This window comes from Dactylosporangium sp. CS-047395 (assembly GCF_050942185.1).
In the GTDB taxonomy this organism is placed as follows: Bacteria; Actinomycetota; Actinomycetes; order Mycobacteriales; family Micromonosporaceae; genus Dactylosporangium.
Map to the genome: position 1 here is coordinate 1,779,730 of NZ_CP192015.1, position 18,628 is coordinate 1,798,357.

Here is an 18,628-nt window from a genome sequence, read left to right on the forward strand (position 1 = left end):
GGTGGAGCGGTACGCACATGCGGTACCAGCGAAACCAGACACAGAACGAACTGACAAAACGCTGACTGAGGGGGCCGCGGATGGCGGGGGAGACGAAGACGAAGGCGTCGGCGCGCAAGGACACGCGGGAGGGGCTGCGGGTCGAGCGCGTCTGGACGACCGAGGGTGTACACCCGTACGACGAGGTGACGTGGGAGCGTCGCGACGTCGTGATGACGAACTGGCGGGACGGCTCGATCAACTTCGAGCAGCGGGGGGTCGAGTTCCCGACGACGTGGAGCGTCAACGCGGCCAACATCGTCACCACCAAGTACTTCCGCGGGGCCGTCGGCACGCCGCAGCGTGAGCAGTCGCTGCGCCAGCTGATCGACCGCGTCGTGTCCACCTACACCAAGGCGGGCCTGCAGTACGGGTACTTCGCGACCGAGGCCGACGCCGAGGTCTTCGGCCACGAGCTGACCTGGATGCTGCTGCACCAGGTGTTCAGCTTCAACTCGCCGGTGTGGTTCAACGTCGGTACGCCGTCGCCGCAGCAGGTCAGCGCCTGCTTCATCCTCGCCGTGGACGACTCGATGGACTCGATCCTCGACTGGTACAAGGAGGAGGGGCTGATCTTCAAGGGCGGCTCCGGCTCCGGCGTCAACCTGTCCCGGATCCGCTCGTCCAAGGAGCTGCTCACCAGCGGTGGCACGGCCAGCGGCCCGGTGTCGTTCATGCGCGGCGCGGACGCGTCGGCCGGGACGATCAAGAGCGGTGGCGCCACCCGGCGCGCGGCCAAGATGGTCATCCTCGATGTCGATCACCCCGACGTGGAGGAGTTCATCGAGACCAAGGCCCGCGAAGAGGACAAGATCCGGGCCCTGCGCGACGCCGGCTTCGACATGGACCTGGGCGGCAAGGACATCGTCAGCGTCCAGTACCAGAACGCCAACAACTCGGTGCGCGTGAACGCCGAGTTCATGCGCTCGGTCGAGGACGACACCGAGTTCGGCCTGCGTTCGCGGCTGGACAACAGCGTCATCACCTCGGTCAAGGGCAAGGAGCTGTTCCGCAAGCTCGCCCAGGCCGCGTGGGAGTGCGCCGACCCCGGCATCCAGTACGACGACACGATCAACGACTGGCACACCTGCCCCGAGACCGGGCGGATCACCGCGTCGAACCCGTGCAGCGAGTACATGCACCTGGACAACTCCAGCTGCAACCTGGCCTCGCTGAACCTGCTCAAGTACCTCAACGCCGACGGCACCTTCGCCGTCGAGAAGTTCGTGAAGTCGGTCGAGCTGGTCATCACCGCGATGGACATCTCGATCTCCTTCGCCGACTTCCCGACCGAGAAGATCGGTGAGACCAGCCGCGCGTACCGTCAGCTCGGCATCGGCTACGCCAACCTGGGCGCGCTGCTCATGGCCAGCGGCCTCGCGTACGACTCGGAGGGCGGCCGGGCCGTCGCCGCGTCGATCAGCAGCCTGATGACCGGCACCGCCTACCGCCGCTCGGCCGAGCTGGCCGGCGTCGTGGGTGCCTACGACGGCTACGCCCGCAACGCCAGCGCGCACGCCCGCGTCATGCACAAGCACCAAGAAGCAAACGCCGTCATCGGTACTGTCGGTGCCGTCGACGCCGCGATCAAGGCCGCGGCCACGGCGCAGTGGGCGCTGGGCAACGAGATCGGCGCGAAGAACGGCTGGCGCAACTCCCAGGCCAGCGTGCTCGCCCCGACCGGCACCATCGGCCTGATGATGGACTGCGACACCACCGGCGTCGAGCCCGACCTGGCCCTGGTCAAGTTCAAGAAGCTCGTCGGCGGCGGTTCGATGCAGATCGTCAACCAGACCGTGCCGCGGGCGCTGCGCACCCTGGGGTACCAGGAGGAGCAGGTCGAGGCGATCGTCGAGCACATCTCGGCGCACGGCCACGTGGTCGACGCGCCCGGGCTCAAGCTCGAGCACTACAGCATCTTCGACTGCGCCATGGGCGAGCGGACCATCGCGCCGATGGGCCACGTCCGCATGATGGCGGCCATCCAGCCGTTCATCTCCGGCGCCATCTCCAAGACGGTCAACATGCCGGAGTCGGCGACCGTCGAGGACGTCGAGGAGATCTACTACCAGGGCTGGAAGCTCGGCCTCAAGGCGCTGGCGATCTACCGCGACAACTGCAAGGTCGGCCAGCCGCTGTCGGCGGTCTCGTCCTCCAAGACCGCCGTCGAGGAGAAGCCGGCCGAGGTCGTGGTGAAGACCGAGAAGGTCATCGAGTACCGCCCGGTGCGCAAGCGGCTGCCGAAGAAGCGGCCCAGCTCGACGGTGTCGTTCTCGGTCGCGGGCGCGGAGGGCTACCTCACCGCCTCGTCCTACCCGGACGACGGTCTCGGCGAGGTCTTCCTCAAGATGTCCAAGCAGGGCTCGACCCTGGCCGGCGTCATGGACGCGTTCTCGGTGGCCATCTCGATCGGCCTGCAGTACGGGGTGCCGCTGGAGACGTACGTCTCGAAGTTCGTGAATATGCGCTTCGAGCCGGCCGGCATGACCGACGACCCGGACATCCGCCTCGCCACCTCGATCGTCGACTACGTCTTCCGCCGCCTGGCGCTGGACTTCCTGGACTTCGACACCCGCTCGGAGCTGGGCATCCTGACCTCGGGCGAGCGCGCCGCCCAGCTGCGCGCGGAGGCCGGCGAGTCCGACGTCGACCTGACCGAGATGCGCAACTCGGCCCCGGTCGAGAAGCCCGCGGCCGACAAGGCCAAGCCGGCCGAGGTCGAGGCCCCGCGCCGCATCGGTTCCTCGACCGAGCTGCTCGAACTGGTTCAGGGCAAGGCCGCCGACGCGCCGCTGTGCTTCACCTGCGGCACCAAGATGCGCCCGGCCGGCAGCTGCTACGTCTGCGAGGGCTGCGGCTCCACCAGCGGCTGCAGCTGACACACGTCGCAACAGGGAACGGCCCGGCCACCTCGGCCGGGCCGTTTCGCGTGCCCTAGGACCAGGCGTTCGACAGGCGGTTGAGGTCGTCCTTGTACTCGATCCGCTCGTACCACTCCGCCGGCCAGGCGGTGTCGGGGTAGGCCGCGCCGGCGAAGGAGCCGGCGATGCAGGCGATCGAGTCCGAGTCGCCCGAGGAGGCGGCGCCGCGGGCGATGACGTCCACCGGGGAGTCGGGGAAGAGCAGCAGGCAGTAGACCGCGGTCGCGAGGGCCTCCTCGGCGATCCAGCCCGCGCCGCCGGCCGCGCACGGGTCGGCGTCCGGGCCCAGGTAGCGGACCTGGTCCTCGAGGCCCGTGAGGGCGGCCTTGCACTCCTCCCAGCCGCGGGCGATGAAAGCCTCCGGCGAGGCGATCGCGGGCTGGCGCCAGAGGTGGTCGCCGAGCCAGTCGCCGCGGTACACCGTGTGCTGCGAATCGCACCGCGCCCGCAGCGCCGCCGGGAGCTCGGCCACCGGCAGGCCGTCGAGGAGCCAGCGGACGGCGAGGGCGGTCAGCTCGGACGCGGCCAGGCCGGTCGGGTGGCCGTGGGTGAGGGCGGCCTGCAGCTGGGCCGCGCCCGCGCGCTCGTCCTCGCTCAGCCCCGGGGCGAGGCCCATCGGGGCGACGCGCATGTTGGCGCCGCAGCCCTTGGAGCCGGCCACGGTCGCCTCCCACCACGGCAGGCCCTGGGCCAGGTTGGCGCAGGCGGCCATGCACGTGTTGCCGGGCGCGCGGTTGTTGTCGTCGCTGCGCGCCCATTCCAGGAACCGGTTGCGCAGGCGGGGCTCCAGCCGGTCGGGGGTCAGCGGCGGCTCCTCCAGCGCGCTCACCACAGCATCCCCCACCGCCAGTGTCATCTGGGTGTCATCGCTCACGAGCGCGGGGGTCGGCAGCTCGCGAGGGCCGCGCGGGCCGAACGTCGCCGTGATCGACTCGTAGGTCCGGAATTCCGTGGGGTAGCCCAGGGCGTCGCCGAATGCGAGGCCGAACAGGGAGGCCTTCACTGACATGATCGAAAGTTATACCCGCACCACCTCGACCCGTGACGCAGGGTGGCGGTCGCGGACCGCCTCGGCCCGCCGCGCGGACGCGTCGGAGAGCGCGAGGAGCCGCACCGGGCCCGGCATCGTGGCGATCGAGGCATCGAGGCGGTCCGGGTTGGTCACGGGCAGGTGGTTGTAGATGGCGCCCGCGGTCGCCCCGGAGGTGCGCTGGATGGCGGAGAGGAAGAGGGTCAGGCGGTACGACTCGTAGCCCGTGTCGTCGCCGACCACGAGGACCGGCGCGTCGTCGGGCAGCCGCGCGGCCGCGACCAGGAGGAGGTCGGCCTGAGCGAGGCGCGCCGCGTCCGGGCCCCGCACCCAGGAACGACCCCAGAAGCCGCCGGTGTACGGGGTGTCGCCCCGGCCCGCCCCGGTGAGCGCGACGATCGCGACCAGGGCCGGCACCGCGACCGGCAGCGAGCGGTGGCGGCGGGACACGGCCGGCGGCGGGAGGTGCAGCGCCAGCGCGCCCGCGCCCACGAGCAGCAGGGCGAAGACGAGGTACAGCGCCTTGTTCGCGTAGTACCCGCTGCCGACCCCGAACAGCCGCTGCCCCACCAGCAGCACCCCGGCGAACGCGGCGGCGGGGACGAAGCCCAGCGCGTACCGCCGCCAGATCCGGCTGTGCCGCCCGCGCCGCGACAACAGGCCGGTGACGACCAGCGCGCCCAGGGCGGCGAGCGCGTCGCGGCTCAGCACGAGGTACCCGATGACGAACAGCGCGCCGGCCTGATCGGCGTACAGCAGCCCGTACGCCATCGGCGCGGCCGCGGCCAGTCCGCACGCCGCGGCGAGGGCGAGCGCGCCCGGGCGCCGGATGACGCGCCGCCACTGCGTGCCCAGCCAGATCAGCGCGGCCAGGCCGACCGGCGGGAGGTACAGGTAGTACGTGAAGCCGACCGCGGCCAGCAGCGCGGCGACGAGCAGCAGCTGGTCCCGGGTGCGCGCGACCGGGCGGGCCAGCAGGGCCATCAGCAGCACCGCCTCGGCCAGGCCCAGCACCTGGCTCGGATAGCCGAAGCTCAGCAGCTCCAGCATCTCCCCGGCCGCGCACACGGCGGCGATCAGCGCGGCGAGGGGCACGCAACGGGCCGGGGTCAGCGCGCCCGCGGCGATCCACTGGGCCGACCAGACAAGAGCCAGGGCCAGGAAGGTGTACCCCACGATCGTGAACCAGAGATAGTGGGTCAGCATGGCGGTACCGACGCCGAAATCGTCCGCCGAGGACCGGACGAACCCGTCGAGCAGGCCGGCCAGCAGGTGCGAGCCCTGCGGATAGTCGATCATCCCGCCGTAGACGTAGCGCTCGGCGCGGGCGTGATCGGCGAAGAGGTAGCCGCCGGTGCGCCGGATCGCGTCGAAGACCGCCGCGTGCCGGCCGAGGTCCTCGCCGTCGAGCATGATCGCCAGCTTTGTTCGTTGGTTTGTGTGCCAGGCCGGCCACGCCGCGACCAGCCCGACGACGCCCGCCGCGGCGAGGGCGACGGCGTCGGACCAGCGCGGCCGCGGGAGGCTCGGGCGCCGCCCCGACCACGCCGCCAGCAGGATCAGCACGGTGGCGGCCGTGCCCGCCACGGCGACCGGGTGCAGGCCCCAGGGCCAGTAGGCGAAGCCGAGCCCGGCGACGCAGGTGGCCCCGAGCAGCAGCGCGGCGGCGAGCATCACCCGGTCGAGCAGCCCACGGCCCCCGCGCAGGAGGGACGCCGTGGCGAGCAGCAGCAGGGGCGGGACGACGAGGGCGCAGTGGGCCGCGTACAGGGCCGTGACCAGCAGCCACGCGGCCGCGACCAGGGCGAGGATGCGCAGTTGAACACGCCAGGGGGAGGGGACCGGCACGTACAGGTAACGATTTATCGGGAAACTTCGTGTCTGTCCGGTTCGTTGGTCCTTGCGTGACGACCCTGCGCGATCGGTATGACTCGAAGGCCAACGGGCTCGGCTTGATTCGGCTCGTCCTGGCGCTGTCGGTGCTGGTCGCGCACTCGTGGCCGCTCGGTGTGGGCCGGCCGAACCCGGGGCAGAGCCTGACCCGCGGCCAGGTCGACCTGGGCACCCTGGCCGTCGACGGGTTCTTCGTGCTGTCCGGGTTCCTGGTGGCCGCGTCCGCGCGCCGGACCGGGCCGCTGCGCTTCGCCTGGCACCGCTTCCTGCGCATCTTCCCCGGCCTGTGGGTGTGCCTGGCCGCAACCGCGCTCGCCGCCGCCGTGACCGGGCACGCGGGCGGCTTCGGGTTCGTGCGGGCCAACGTCTTCGGCGCGATCCACCAGTGGGGGATCGGCACGCTGTTCCTCGACACGCCGTACGGCCGGCTCGTGCAGACCAGCGTGGCCAACGGGTCGCTGTGGAGCCTCGTGTACGAGCTGCTGTGCTACTGCGGCCTCACCGTGCTCATCGCGGCCGGGCTGCCACGTCGCGCGCCGTGGGCGGTGCCGGTGCTCGCGGGCGTGGCCTACGCCGTGCTCGTGATCGATGCGGTGCATGATCCGGCGACACCACGGTACCGTGGCGGCCTTGGTCCTTTTCCTTTGTGGGGCTATGTCGATCTGCAGCTCGCCGTCTATCTCGGTTTCCTGTTCCTGCTCGGCGCAAGCGCACAGTTGTTTGCCCACCGGGTGCCACTGCATCCGTTGTTGGCGATCTTCGCGGCCCTGGTCATGGCGGCGAGTCTCGGCTTCGGGGGCTTTTTCGTGCTCGGTTACCCGGCCTTTGCCTACCTTCTCCTGTACGCCGCGTGCACCATTCCGCCCCGCCTGCACGCGGTCGGCCGGACGCACGACTACTCGTACGGGATCTACATTTACGCATTCCCGATCCAGCAGACCGTGGCGCATTTCGGCGGCGCGGCCTGGGGCGTGCTGCCGTTCGTCGCGCTGTGCGTCCCGGCCGTCCTGCTCGCGGCGGCGGCGTCGTGGCATCTCGTGGAGCGGCCGGCGCTGGCCCTCAAGCACCGGACGATTCCGGCGCACCTAACCTTGGCCCGATGAACCTCGCCTGGCGCGCCCCATTCACCTCGGCCGAGCTTTCCGCGCTGCATCACTCGTGCTTCGGCTCGGTCGCGCCCGTCGACTGGTGGACGCGCGTCAATGCGCACAGCCTGGGGTGGGTGGTGGCCCGCGACGACGGCGACGTCCTTGCCGGCTTCGTGAACGTAGCGTGGGACGGCGGGGAGCACGCGTTCATCCTGGACACCATGGTCGCCGACGCGTACCGCCGCGGCGGCGTCGCGACACGGCTGGTGGCCCGGGCCGCCGAGGAGGCCCGGGCCACCGGATGCCGCTGGCTCCACGTCGACTTCGAACCCCACCTCGCGAAGTTCTACCTGGAGTCGTGCGGCTTCACCCCGACGCCGGCCGGGGTGATCTCACTTGGTCTTGCGTAGCGCCTTCAGGTCGGTGTGCGCGGTCTTGGCGGCCTGCCGGATCGGGGCGACCGCGCCCTTGATGGCGTCGCCGTCCTTGCCGGGCTTGAGGGCCAGCAGCGCGTCGGTCTTGCCGTCGAGGTGCTGCTTGACCGCGTCGGCCTTGAGCTTCGTGGCCACCGCGAGCTCGGTGTCGATGGCGGCGGTCAGGCGTACCTTCGGGCCGGTGAGCATGAAGACGCGGTAGTCGACGACCATGCTCTGCGCGTCGGCCTTGATCGCCTCGGCCGTCGTCTCGCCCTGGACCTTGGTCTTGAGGGCGGTGAGCCCGCTGCGCTGGTCGGCCACGAGCTTGGTGAGCGTGTCCTTGTGCGCCGCGGTGAGCTGACCGGCCTTCGCGATCACGGCGTCGTCCTTCTTGAGCGCCTCGAGCCGCTTGTCGATGCGCGCCGCCACGGCCTGCTTGGCCTTGTCGAGGTCGGGCGCCTTGCCCTTGACCGTCTCGGCGATGGCGACGGTGGTGATCTCGTCGTCCGCGGCCTGGGCGTCGTCGTCGGTAAGGTCGTCGGCGGTCAGGGTCAGCATGGTGTCCACGGCCGTGCTCGGGGCCTGCTGCTGGTGCACCCGGCCGCAGCCGCCCACGAAGAGCACACCGGCGGCGAGGGCGATGGCGAGCGTTCGTCTCATGGCGGCCATCGTGCGGTCCGTGGGTAAGCGTTCCCGGCCGCCCAACGTAAGGATTCGGTCAGCTGCCTTCCCGGGAGGTCGGCACGGCCGCGGTGATCTCCACCTCGAGCAGCGCGCCCGCGCGGAAGAGCTTCGAGATCTCAACGGTCGTGCTGGCCGGCGGCGGGTCCGGGAAGAGCTCGCGCCGCACGGCACCGTACTCCGGCAGCAGCCCCAGATCGGTGACGAACGTGCGGATGTGCGCGACGTGCTCGAACCCGCCCCCGTGCGCGGCGAGGATGCCGCGGACGACCTCGAAGACGTACCGCGCCTGGGCCGCCATGTCGCCCGCCCCGACGATCTCGCCGTCTTCGTCGACCGCGATCTGCCCGGCCAGCAACAGCAGCGCGACGCCGCCGACGTCGACCCGCGCGACGTGCGAATAGGGCCCGGCGGGCGGCGTCACACCGGCGGGGCTGTCGAGGATCATCATGCGCCCGACGCTATGGCGCGCGGACGCATGCCACCGTCGACCCGCGCGACGTGCGAATAGAGCCCGGCGGGCGGCGTCACACCGGCGGGGCTGTCGAGGATCATCATGCGCCCGACGCTATGGCGCGCGGACGCATGCCACCAGCGAATGTCTGGCATGGCCGGCATGCGCTGTGCGAATGTCATGGTCGTGCAGACGGGAATGCTGGAGGTCTTCCGCGAGGTGGCGCGGCAGCGCTCGATCACCGGCGCGGCGGCGACGCTGCGGTACACGCAGTCGGCCGTGTCCCGCCAGATGGCCGCCCTGGAGGCCGAGTTCGGCGCCCGGCTTTTCGACCGCCTGCCGCGCGGGGTGGCCCTGACCGCGGAGGGGCAATGCCTGCTGGAGCACGCGGTGGCGGTGCTGGACCGCCTGGCCACGGCACGGCGGGACGTGCGGGCGGTGCGGGACGCGCTGATCGGACGGCTGCGGGTGGGAGCGTTCGCCACGGCGGATGCGGCAGTGGTACCGCGGGCGCTGGCCCACTTCCGCGCGTCACATCCGCGCGTGGAGATCTCGCTGGTCGAGGGTCTGACGGCACGGCTGCTCGCGGCGCTGCTGGTGGGCGATGCGGACGTGGTGCTGGTCAACGCGAGCGCGGACCGGCCGTTCGCCGACGATCGGTTCCGGCTGCACCACTTGGTGGACGAACCGCTGTTGCTCGCGGTCGCGTCGGGACATCCGCTGGCCGAGCGCGTCGCGGGCGTGAACGCTGCTTCCGACCTTGGTCCAATGGCTGAGCGCGCCGCGGGAGCGCCCGCTGCCTCTGACCTTGTTCCAATGGTTGAGCGGGTCGCGGAAGTGCTCACTCTTCCCGACATTGTCCCAATGTCGGAAATGTCGCCGACGGGACCGCAAACCAGACGACCGGAGCGAATCCGGCCGGTGGTGCGGCTTGCGGAGGTGGCGGACGAGGCGTGGATCGCGGGTTCGGCGCGGCCGGAGGAGACGCTGCTGGCGGCCAGCGCGCGGCGGGGGTTCCGGCCCCGGATCGAGTTCGTGGTGCAGGAATGGACGGCCAAGTTCGGGTTCGTGGCGGCCGGCCTCGGGGTGACGCTGGTGCCGGGTCTCGCCGCGCGTACGGCGCCCGCGGGCGTGGTGCTGCTGCCGCTCGACCCCGAGGAGGTGCCCCATCGGACGGTCGTGGCCGCGACGCTCGCCGGGCGCACGGTGCCGGCGGCGGTCGAGGCCTTCCTCGCAACGCTCCGCGAGGCCGCGGTCAGCGAAGTGACGCCCGGCGATGGCATGCTCGGCGAGGCGAGGTGACGACGCTGCAAGGAGCGGCGCCCAGGTGGGCGGGGTGACGGCGTTCCGGTGAGGCCGGACAGGTGGACGTGACGATGGCGTTCCGGTGAGGGCCGGACAGGTCGACGTGACGATGGCGTTCCGGTGAGGGCCGGACAGGTCGACGGGTGACGACGCTCGGGGGGAGGGGCGGTCAGGTGGACGGTCTGACGACGTTCCAGGGAGAGGCGGCCAGGTGGACGGGGTGACGCTGGTGACCGGCGCGACCGGAAAGCTCGGTCGCGTCCTGATGCGGGAGCTCGAAGAACGCGGCCTCCCCGCCCGCGGTATGAGCCGGTCGGCGTCCGGCATGGCGCGGGCCGACCTGCTGACGGGCGAGGGCCTGGCAGCCGCGCTCGACGGGGCCGGGCTCGTCATCCACGCCGCGACCGACGGGCGGCGGGACGTACGCGCGGCCGAGCGGCTGCTGGGTGCGCTCAAGCCCGAGCAGCACCTGCTGTACGTCTCGATCGTCGGCGTCGACCGCGTGCCCCTGCCGTACTACCGCCAGAAGCTGGCCGTCGAGCACCTCGTGCGGGCGCGCGGCGGCTCGATCTTCCGCGCGACGCAGTTCCACGACCTGCTCTTCACCCTGGCCCGCGCGTCCGCGCGACTGCCGGTCATGTTCTACCCCGCCTTCGACCTCCAGCCGGTCGACACCCGCGACGTCGCGCGGCGGCTGGCGGCGGTCAGCGCCTCCCTCCGCAACGGCGCGGCGCCCGTGGAGGAGGACTTCGGCGGGCCCGAGGTGCGGCCGGTCAAGGACCTGTTCCGCGGATTCCTCCAGGTGTACGGCAAGCGCCGCCCCCTCGCCCCGCTCCGCCTACCGGGCAAGACGTTCCGTGGCTACCGCGCGGGCGGCCACCTGGCACCGAACCACGCCCTCGGCACGGTGACCTGGGAGGACTACCTGCGCGACCGCGCGGAGGCGTGAACGGCGACCGGGTTGGACTACCTGCGCCACCGCGCGGAGGCGTAGCTCAGGAAGCGACGTCCGGCTCCGGCTGCACCGGCGGAGCCGTGTGCCGGATCCGCCGCAGCCCCACCGCCGCCGACACGCCCGCCGCCGCCACGTCCGCCAGCGTGAACAGCAGCCGCGAGACCAGGGTCAGCGCCCAGGCGGTCGGCCACGGTACGCCCAAGCCGGCCAGCGCGATCGCCATCAGGAACTCGCGCGCGCCCAGGCCCGACGGCGCGACGATCACGAAGGTACTGATGCTCATCGCGAGCGCCATGGCAAAGACCGACCCGATGATCCCGTGGATGCCGGGCAGGTGCGAGCGCACCAGGAAGAAGATGTGCAGGCCCGCCGCGAGGTAGCCCACCGCGCACCAGGCGCTGCTCACCAGGACCGGGCGCCAGGTGATCGGGCGGTCCAGGGCGGGGCGGCGCAGGATGCGCATGGCCCGGCCGACCAGGTACGTCAGCAGCGGCGGGTAGCAGCACGCCAGGCCGAACGGCAGCAGGATCACCGCGCACCAGACGGCCAGCTGGGCGAAGGTGCGGTGCTCGCTCGCGTCCGCGCCGTCGAAGGCCACGCCGAAGCCCGGAGCGGTCAGCACCAGGCCGACGGTGACGCCCAGGCCGGTGACGACGGCCGAGCCGATGAAGACCTTGGCGCGGGAGACGCCCACGCGGCGGCCGAGCTCCATCTGGACGACGTACGCCCAGACGGTACCAGGGAGGTATTTTCCTAACGCTCCGATGAGCTGGATCGGCGCGGCGTCGCGCACGCGCAGGGGGTGGTCGAGATTGCCGACCATCGCGCGCCAGGCCATCATCGTGGCCCACAGGCACGCGACCGCGCAGGCGAGCGAGGCGCCCAGGGACGGCCACGAGAGGCTGCGGAAGGTCGCCGAGACCGAGGACCACTGCTGGACCGTGGTGGCGACGATGAAGTACGCGATCGCCAGCGCCGCGAGGATGCGGACCGCCTGGATCGCGCGGGCGCGCCAGGGGCGGGCCGGTTTCTTCGCCACCGCCGGGGCCTGCGTCCCGTCGTCCATTGCCACCCCACTCACGGTCGGTCACGCTAGCACGCCATCTGAGACCCCTAAGATGGCGCGATCCGAGGTGAATGGAGTCGGCCCGTGCGGTACATCGTCATCGGTGGGGGCATCGTCGGGCTGGCGACGGCCCAGCGGCTCGTCCAGGACCGGCCCGACGCTCGGGTCACGGTCGTGGAGAAGGAGGCCGGCTGGGGTGTCCACCAGACCGGGCACAACTCCGGCGTCATCCACGCCGGGGTGTACTACAAGCCCGGTAGCCTCAAGGCCACACTGTGCAAGGCCGGCAGCGCGTCGATGGTCGAGTTCTGCGCCGAGCACGGCATCGCCCACAAGGTCACCGGCAAGCTCATCGTCGCGACCGCGGCGGAGGAGCTGCCACGCCTCCGCGCGCTGTACGAGCGGGCGTCGGCCAACGGGCTGCCGGTGCGCATGGTGAGCCAGGGCGAGGCGCGCGAGTACGAGCCGGAGGTCGCCTGCGTCGAGGGCATCCACGTCGCGTCGACCGGGATCGCCGACTACAAGGCCGTCTGCGTGAAGCTCGCCGAGCTGGCCGAGAAGGCGGGCGCGACGCTGCGGCTGAACACCGCCGTGGTGGGCATCCGCGCGTCCGCGCGCGAGGTCGTGGTGCGCACGACGACCGGGGACCTGACCGCCGACGCCGTCGTCAACTGCGCGGGCCTGCACGCCGACCGGGTGGCTCGGATGGCCGGCATCAGCCCGCCCGCGCGCATCATCCCGTTCCGCGGCGAGTACTACGAGCTGCGCCCCGACCGCCGCCACCTCGTCAACGGCCTCATCTACCCGGTGCCCGACCCGCAGTTCCCGTTCCTCGGCGTGCACCTCACGAAGATGGTCGACGGGAGCGTCCACGCCGGGCCGAACGCGGTGCTCGCGATGGCGCGCGAGGGCTACACGTGGGGCCGGGTCCGGCCGCGCGACGTGGCCGACGCCGCCACCTACCGGGGCCTGTGGGCGCTCGGCCGCAAGCACCTGCGCTACGGCCTGACCGAGGTGCGCCGCTCCCTGTCCAAGCGCCGATTCGCCGAAAGCCTGGCCCGTCTGGTGCCTTCAATCACAACCGCGGATCTTGTACCGGCTGAGGCGGGCGTCCGCGCGCAAGCGATCACGCCGGCCGGGGACCTGGTCGACGACTTCCTCATCGTCACGGAAGGTCGCCAGGTCCACGTCCTCAACGCGCCCTCGCCGGCCGCGACGAGTTCACTGGAGATCGCCAAGTACATCACCGCCCGGTTGCCGGTATAGGGTGCGCGTCGTGCGAAGGGTGCTGCTCGCTGTTGTTGCCCTGTCCGCGACGCTCGCCGCCGGGTGCGACGACGCCGGCGCGAGCCCGGCCGCCCAGGCCTCGACCGCTCCGGCGGCCGCCGCCGGGGGCGCCTGCCAGCTGCTCGACTTCGGCATGGTCAACACCAAGCTGGGGCTGAACCTGTCGATCGCCGCCGGCGCCTCGATGGACAACACGTTCTCCTGCGTGCTGCAGTCGGCCGGCGGCTCCTACCCGGACCTGGTGCTCTCCGTCAGCACGACGGGCATCGGGCCCGACGTGTTCGGCTCGGACGTACAGCCGAAGGACGCTCAGACGGTCGAGGGGCTGGGCCTGGTGGGGTACCAGATGCAGACCCCTGCCGCCGAGAAGGCCGGCCCGGGCGTGGAGGTCGGCTGGCTGGCCGGCAACAAGCGCATCATCAAGCTCTCGCTGCGCCTGGCGCCGGGCAACCCCGACGACAAGGCGGCCGAGGCGATGCCGAAGATGATCGAGCTGGCCAAGCTGATCGATCTCAGCAGCCTCTAGATCCCCGACGCGGTACGGGCGGCGGCGAAGAGTTCCTCGGGCTCGCCGAAGTACCGCCAGGGCCAGACCGCCGCGCGCTCGCTCTTCAGAGCCCCGACGCGGTACGGGCGGCGGCGAGGAGCTCCTCGGGCTCGCCGAAGTAGCGCCAGGGCCAGACCGCCGCGCGCTCGCTCTTTAGAGCCCCGACGCGGTACGGGCGGCGGCGAAGAGCTCTTCGGGCTCGCCGAAGTAGCGCCAGGGCCAGACCGCCGCGCGCTCGCCGCCCAGTTCCAGGTGCACCTTGGCCCGGTCGGGCTCGCCGGCCTGGTGGTACAGGGCCGCGAACGCCTGGTGGGCGCTCATCGTCCAGGGGTGGTCGACGAAGTCGTCGTAGCCGGCGAGGAGGCGCTCGGCGGCGGCGTCGGTCTCGCGGCGGACCGTGGAGTCGGCGAAGTACCGCCATGCGCGCCAGAACCGGCCGACCACGGTGCCGCGCAGCAGGCCGTCGACGTAGCCCTCGATGTGCGCCAGCGCGACGAGGGCGTGCAGCGGGTGACCGTCCGGCCGCTGCTCCGTGCGGGTGCGGGCGAAGGCGATAACTTTGTCCTGGCTGCCGTACCAGCGTCGGGTGAGGCCGGTGAGGTGCCGGGTGTGCGCCCCGTAGAGGTCCGGGGCCAGGATGCAGGCCCGCTTGAACGTGTCGGCCGCCTCGGTGCGGTGCAGCGGCGCGCAGACCACGGCCCCGGAGAGCTCGCTCCACGGCACCGGGTCGTCCCGCGAGAGCGCGGCGGCCTGCCGCAGGGCCGAGCGCGCCTCCGCCACGAGCGCCTGCTGCTCCTGCACCAGCCGCTCGGTCACCACCGGCTTGGCGTGGTTGTCCTCGCGCACCGACCAGGCCGCGGCCGCGAGCGAGGCGCCGAGCAGGAGCCACCGCTCGGGCCGGTACGCCTGCTGCGCCGCCACCTCCCGCAGCACCTCGACCCGCAGCGCCCCGCCGCCCCCGAGGATGGCCACCGCGTGCTCCCGGTGCACCGGGTCGTCGGTGGCGGCGATCAGCTCGAGCGCGGCGGAGGGGTCGCCGTCGTCGGCCAGGGCCCAGAGCGCCTTTTCGAGCGGCTCGTCGGAGAAGGCGCGGTCGAATCCCACCAACTCAGGCTAAGTGCCGAAATTTCCCCCGCCGGCCGGTTGCGACCCCAGTCATGCCGTCGGGGTGGCACCAATCTCATCCCGCCACGCCCAAAGCAGCCCAGGCGACAAATCGTGAAATGTCGGATTGTGCGCATGGAGCGAATTTCGCTGCGTGTAGATCTCCAGGGCGCGCGATCTCCGGGGAGGACGAGGCCCCGGCTACGGCGCGCGGTCGTCGTAGCGGGCCCGCGACTCGGCGACGTCCGTCTGATGGCGGCGGGCCCAGGTGGTGAGCGCGACCAGGGCGGCCTGCAACTCGAGCGCCATCGGTGTGAGCGAATACTCGACGCGCGGCGGCACCGTCGGATAGCTCGTCCGCACCACGAGCCCGTCCCGTTCCAGGTTGCGCAGGGTCAGCGTCAGCATCCGCCGGCTGATCCCCGGGATGGTCCGCTCCAGCGCCGAGAACCGGATCGGCCCCGGTGAGGCGGCGACCAGGATGCACACGCTCCACTTGGACCCGATCCGATCCAGCACGTCCTCGACCGAGCACGACGGCGCCCCGTCGCACGCCGCCGACGTGGCCACCGAGGGGCCGTCGCACGAGTCGGGCGAACCAGGTGGGATCGGCGCCCCGTGCGGCCCACGTGTGTCCTGCTGGGCCACGTTCGATCCGCGGCCGCCGTGCAGGGCCACAGCTGGGCCAGCGGTGGTTGGGCCAGCGGTGGTCAGGCCGGCCGCGGCTGGACCATCGCCGGTCGAGCCGGCGGGGCCGCCGTGGGTGGTCGACGCCGTGTCGTGGGCGAGCCCGGGCGGTGGGACCTCGGGAGCGACAGACACGGCGACGACCGAAGCAGAACTAAGCCGCGGCCACGAAGACGCGCGATGCGACCTCGCGGGGCAGGCGGATGCGTTCGCCCTCGCGGTCGATCGAGACGCCGTCGCGTTCCTGGGCCACGGTGACGGTGGCGCCGGGGTCGATGCCCGCGGTGTGGAGCTGGCGCAGGACGTCGGCGTCGGTCTGGACGGACTCGCAGATGCGGCTCACGACCACGGCGCCGGCCAGGCCCGGGAAGGCCAGGTTGCGCTCGGGGTCGGGGTCCTCGTCAGGGGCGTCGCCGCGCAGGCCGTCGAGGCCGGGGATCGGGTTGCCGTACGGCGAGCGCGTCGGCCGCCCCAGCAGCTCGTAGACCCGCTGCTCGACCGCGTCGCTCATGACGTGCTCCCAGCGGCACGCCTCCTCGTGGGCCTCCTCGTAGGGCAGGCCGATCACGTTCACGAGCAGCAGCTCGGCGAGGCGGTGTTTGCGCATGACCGCGACCGCGTGCTCGCGGCCCAGGTCGGTCAGTGCCAGGTGGCGGTCGCCCTCGACGATGAGCAGGCCGTCGCGCTCCATGCGGGCCACGGTCTGGCTCACGGTGGGGCCGCTCTGGTGCAGGCGCTCCGCGATTCGGGCGCGCTTGGGGACGACGCCCTCCTCTTCGAGTTCGAGGATCGTCTTCAGGTACATCTCGGTGGTGTCGACCAAGTCGTTCACTGCCCATGCCCTCCCGGTACGCGATGGTACTCGCTGCGTACGACAAGATTGGAGCGTGACAGCCAACCGGGCGATCTTGAACGTCGCCGCTCTCGCCGAGCTGGTGCGGTCCGCCCAACCGCCGACTCTTCTCGATGTGCGCTGGACCCTCGCGAAGGACGGCCGGGTCGCGTACGACGCCGGTCATCTGCCTGGCGCGGTCTTCGCCGATCTCGACGAAGACCTCTGTGGGCCGCCGGGCGCCGGTGGGCGCCATCCGCTGCCCGATCCCGCGGCGCTGGAGGTCACGCTGCGGAGACTTGGGGTCCGCGCCGGCCACCCGGTAGTGGTGTACGACGCAGGCGGGCCCAATCCTACCGGGGCCGCGGCGCGCGCCTGGTGGACGCTGCGCTGGGCGGGCATCGAGAACGTCAGAGTTCTCGATGGCGGTTACGCCACGTGGATCAAAGCCGGACAGCCCGTGACGACCGAGGCCGCCGAACCGGACGAAGGCGACGTAACGGTCGCACCTGGGGGCATGCCGGTCTGGACCGAGGCCGACGCGAGCGATCCAGCTAACACTCTGCTCGATGCGCGCGTCCCCGCCCGGTACCGCGGCGAGACCGAACCCGTCGATCCGGTCGCCGGCCACATCCCGGGCGCCGTCAACCTTCCGGCGGCCGAAACGGTTGACGCGGATGGGCTTCTGCAGACGGTACCGACGCGAAAAACCGGAAACGTCGGGGCCTATTGCGGATCCGGAGTCACCGCGGCCCAGCTCGTGCTCGCGCTCTATGAGCAGGGCGAGGACGCCGCGCTCTACGTGGGATCGTGGAGCCACTGGATCACCGATCCGAGCCGCCCGATCGAAACGGAGGCCGCATGAGCACGTTGGTGGTGTGGGACGAGCGGCTCCTGCAGTACGACATGGGGGATCATCCCCTCGACCCGGTGCGCGTCGAGCTGACCATGGACCTGGCCCGTCGCCTCGGCGTGCTCGACCGTGCGGGGGTCAGGCTGGAGCGGGCCGAGCAGGCCACCGACGCCATGCTCGAAACCGTGCACGATCCCGACTACATCGCGGTCGTCAAGGCGGCCTCGACGGGCCGGCGGATCAACATCATGGGCCTCGGTACCACCGACAATCCGACCTTCGCCGGCATGCACGACGCGAGCGCGCTCATCACCGGCGCGACGCGGCGCGCGGCCGAGGCGGTCTGGACCGGGGACGCGGACCGCGCGGTCAGCATCTCCGGCGGGCTGCACCACGCGATGCCGGACCGGGCAGCGGGCTTCTGCGTGTACAACGATCCGGCCATCGCGATCAAGCGGGTGCTGGAGCTCGGTGCGGAGCGCGTGGCGTACGTCGACATCGACGTGCACCACGGCGACGGCGTGCAGACGGTGTTCTGGAACGACCCGCGGGTGCTCACCGTGAGCCTGCACGAGTCGCCGCGCACGCTGTTCCCGGGCACCGGCTTCCCCGACGAGACCGGCGGCCCGGACGCGCCCGGCTCGGCGGTCAACGTCGCGCTGCCGCCCGGCACCGACGACGCGGGCTGGCTGCGCGCCTTCCACGCGGTGGTGCCCGGCGTGCTGCGCGCGTTCCGGCCTCAGCTGCTGTTCACCCAGTGCGGCGCGGACACGTACCACCACGACCCCCTGGCCAACCTCCGGCTCACCGTGGACGGCCAGCGCGCGGCGTACCTCGCGCTGCGCGACCTGGCGCAGGAGGTCGCCGGCGGCAAGTGGGTGGCGAGCGGGGGCGGCGGCTACGCGCTGGTCGAGTGCGTGCCCCGGGCCTGGACGCACCTGCTCGCGGTGGTGACGGGGGAGGAGCTCGACCCGGCGCTGGAGCTGCCGGAGGAGTGGCGCGCGCTCGCGTCCGCGCGCCGGCCGGGCGCCCCGCTGCCGCGCACGATGACCGACGGCGGCGGCACGAGCTACGTCCCCTGGGTGCCGGGCGAGTCCCCGGACGCGATCGACCGGACCATCATGGCCACGAGGCGGCTGTCGTTCCCCTTCTTCGGCCTGGACCCTCACGACCCCCGCGACTAATGGCGGACCGCGGCCTCCAGGCGGGACAGGCGCTGCTTGATGCGGTCGAGCTCGGCGAGCATCTCGGTCTCGGCCGCCGGCGACGTGCCGTACGACGCGTCCGGCGCGGCCGTCAGGCGCAGGGTGGCGAGCTCGTCCTGCAGCGCGATGAGGGTCTGCGCGACGACGTCGAGGAACTGGTCGACCTCGTCCTCGTCGTACCCGCGCTTGCCGAACGGCGCCTTGGCGAACCGCACCGCCTGCACATCCGCCGGGGTCAGCATCATGGCAGACACCGTAACCCAGA

General features: G+C 71.9%; 18 protein-coding genes. 9 read left to right on the plus strand and 9 right to left on the minus strand.

Translation table 11 applies throughout. The features are described 5' to 3' along the window. Positions 1-80 precede the first annotated feature (80 nt). Positions 81-2,918, plus strand: a complete 2,838-nt coding sequence (locus tag ACQP00_RS08215; protein WP_433216660.1) for a vitamin B12-dependent ribonucleotide reductase — start codon at positions 81-83, stop codon at positions 2,916-2,918. Between the two features lie 55 nt (positions 2,919-2,973). Here the strand turns inward: ACQP00_RS08215 and ACQP00_RS08220 are convergent, their stop codons facing one another. Both ACQP00_RS08220 and ACQP00_RS08225 read right to left on the minus strand, forming a co-directional pair. Continuing rightward, positions 2,974-3,969, minus strand: coding sequence for an ADP-ribosylglycohydrolase family protein (locus ACQP00_RS08220; protein WP_433216663.1), 996 nt, complete (start codon positions 3,967-3,969; stop codon positions 2,974-2,976). Between the two features lie 9 nt (positions 3,970-3,978). Beyond that, positions 3,979-5,838 (minus strand): hypothetical protein, encoded by a 1,860-nt coding sequence (locus ACQP00_RS08225; RefSeq protein WP_433216666.1) that lies wholly within the window; start codon positions 5,836-5,838, stop codon positions 3,979-3,981. A gap of 56 nt (positions 5,839-5,894) precedes the next feature. Here ACQP00_RS08225 and ACQP00_RS08230 point away from each other — a divergent pair, with 56 nt between their 5' ends. Beyond that, complete coding sequence (locus tag ACQP00_RS08230; protein WP_433216669.1) at positions 5,895-6,986, plus strand: acyltransferase family protein; 1,092 nt, start codon at positions 5,895-5,897, stop codon at positions 6,984-6,986. Continuing rightward, complete coding sequence (locus tag ACQP00_RS08235; protein WP_433216672.1) at positions 6,983-7,381, plus strand: GNAT family N-acetyltransferase; 399 nt, start codon at positions 6,983-6,985, stop codon at positions 7,379-7,381. Before ACQP00_RS08230 ends, ACQP00_RS08235 begins: the two co-directional genes overlap by 4 nt. On the opposite strand, the gene ACQP00_RS08240 is transcribed toward ACQP00_RS08235, so the two are convergent. Together ACQP00_RS08240 and ACQP00_RS08245 are read right to left on the minus strand one after the other, a co-directional pair. Further along, positions 7,364-8,047: a hypothetical protein gene (locus tag ACQP00_RS08240; RefSeq protein WP_433216675.1), complete on the minus strand. Its 684-nt coding sequence runs from the start codon at positions 8,045-8,047 to the stop codon at positions 7,364-7,366. The two genes, ACQP00_RS08235 and ACQP00_RS08240, sit on opposite strands and share 18 nt — an antisense overlap. A 58-nt stretch (positions 8,048-8,105) precedes the next feature. Beyond that, on the minus strand, positions 8,106-8,519 hold the full coding sequence (locus tag ACQP00_RS08245) for a RidA family protein (protein WP_433216678.1): 414 nt from the start codon (positions 8,517-8,519) through the stop codon (positions 8,106-8,108). A 156-nt stretch (positions 8,520-8,675) separates the two neighbouring features. Here ACQP00_RS08245 and ACQP00_RS08250 point away from each other — a divergent pair, with 156 nt between their 5' ends. Both ACQP00_RS08250 and ACQP00_RS08255 read left to right on the plus strand, forming a co-directional pair. Then, the gene (locus tag ACQP00_RS08250; protein WP_433216681.1) at positions 8,676-9,824 is read left to right on the plus strand and encodes a LysR family transcriptional regulator; all 1,149 of its coding nucleotides are present in this window, start codon (positions 8,676-8,678) and stop codon (positions 9,822-9,824) included. Between the two features lie 214 nt (positions 9,825-10,038). Next, the gene (locus ACQP00_RS08255; RefSeq protein ID WP_433216684.1) at positions 10,039-10,776 is read left to right on the plus strand and encodes an SDR family oxidoreductase; all 738 of its coding nucleotides are present in this window, start codon (positions 10,039-10,041) and stop codon (positions 10,774-10,776) included. A gap of 46 nt (positions 10,777-10,822) precedes the next feature. Here ACQP00_RS08255 and ACQP00_RS08260 read toward each other — a convergent pair whose 3' ends face one another. Then, positions 10,823-11,863, minus strand: coding sequence for a lysylphosphatidylglycerol synthase transmembrane domain-containing protein (locus ACQP00_RS08260; RefSeq protein ID WP_433216688.1), 1,041 nt, complete (start codon positions 11,861-11,863; stop codon positions 10,823-10,825). A gap of 69 nt (positions 11,864-11,932) precedes the next feature. On the opposite strand from ACQP00_RS08260, the gene lhgO reads away from it, so the two are divergent. Both lhgO and ACQP00_RS08270 read left to right on the plus strand, forming a co-directional pair. Then, on the plus strand, positions 11,933-13,114 hold the full coding sequence (gene lhgO / locus ACQP00_RS08265; RefSeq protein WP_433216691.1) for an L-2-hydroxyglutarate oxidase: 1,182 nt from the start codon (positions 11,933-11,935) through the stop codon (positions 13,112-13,114). A 10-nt stretch (positions 13,115-13,124) separates the two neighbouring features. Then, on the plus strand, positions 13,125-13,661 hold the full coding sequence (locus tag ACQP00_RS08270; protein WP_433216694.1) for a hypothetical protein: 537 nt from the start codon (positions 13,125-13,127) through the stop codon (positions 13,659-13,661). Positions 13,662-13,835: 174 nt separating this feature from the next. Here ACQP00_RS08270 and ACQP00_RS08275 read toward each other — a convergent pair whose 3' ends face one another. The 3 genes from ACQP00_RS08275 to ACQP00_RS08285 all read right to left on the minus strand — a co-directional run bounded on the left by ACQP00_RS08275 (position 13,836) and on the right by ACQP00_RS08285 (position 16,278). Beyond that, positions 13,836-14,786, minus strand: a complete 951-nt coding sequence (locus ACQP00_RS08275) for a hypothetical protein (protein ID WP_433216697.1) — start codon at positions 14,784-14,786, stop codon at positions 13,836-13,838. A 201-nt stretch (positions 14,787-14,987) separates the two neighbouring features. Next, the gene (locus ACQP00_RS08280) at positions 14,988-15,356 is read right to left on the minus strand and encodes a winged helix-turn-helix transcriptional regulator (RefSeq protein ID WP_433223770.1); all 369 of its coding nucleotides are present in this window, start codon (positions 15,354-15,356) and stop codon (positions 14,988-14,990) included. Between the two features lie 271 nt (positions 15,357-15,627). Next, complete coding sequence (locus ACQP00_RS08285) at positions 15,628-16,278, minus strand: metal-dependent transcriptional regulator (RefSeq protein ID WP_433066383.1); 651 nt, start codon at positions 16,276-16,278, stop codon at positions 15,628-15,630. Positions 16,279-16,360: 82 nt separating this feature from the next. Between ACQP00_RS08285 and ACQP00_RS08290 the strand changes: the two genes are divergently transcribed. Together ACQP00_RS08290 and ACQP00_RS08295 are read left to right on the plus strand one after the other, a co-directional pair. Next, a complete protein-coding gene (locus ACQP00_RS08290; protein ID WP_433216700.1) occupies positions 16,361-17,170 on the plus strand; it encodes a sulfurtransferase in 810 nt (269 codons plus the stop codon). Further along, on the plus strand, positions 17,167-18,342 hold the full coding sequence (locus tag ACQP00_RS08295; RefSeq protein WP_433216703.1) for an acetoin utilization protein AcuC: 1,176 nt from the start codon (positions 17,167-17,169) through the stop codon (positions 18,340-18,342). The genes ACQP00_RS08290 and ACQP00_RS08295 overlap by 4 nt, the downstream gene beginning before the upstream one ends. On the opposite strand, the gene ACQP00_RS08300 is transcribed toward ACQP00_RS08295, so the two are convergent. Continuing rightward, the gene (locus ACQP00_RS08300) at positions 18,339-18,608 is read right to left on the minus strand and encodes a DivIVA domain-containing protein (protein ID WP_433216706.1); all 270 of its coding nucleotides are present in this window, start codon (positions 18,606-18,608) and stop codon (positions 18,339-18,341) included. The two genes, ACQP00_RS08295 and ACQP00_RS08300, sit on opposite strands and share 4 nt — an antisense overlap. Between the last annotated feature and the right edge of the window lie 20 nt (positions 18,609-18,628).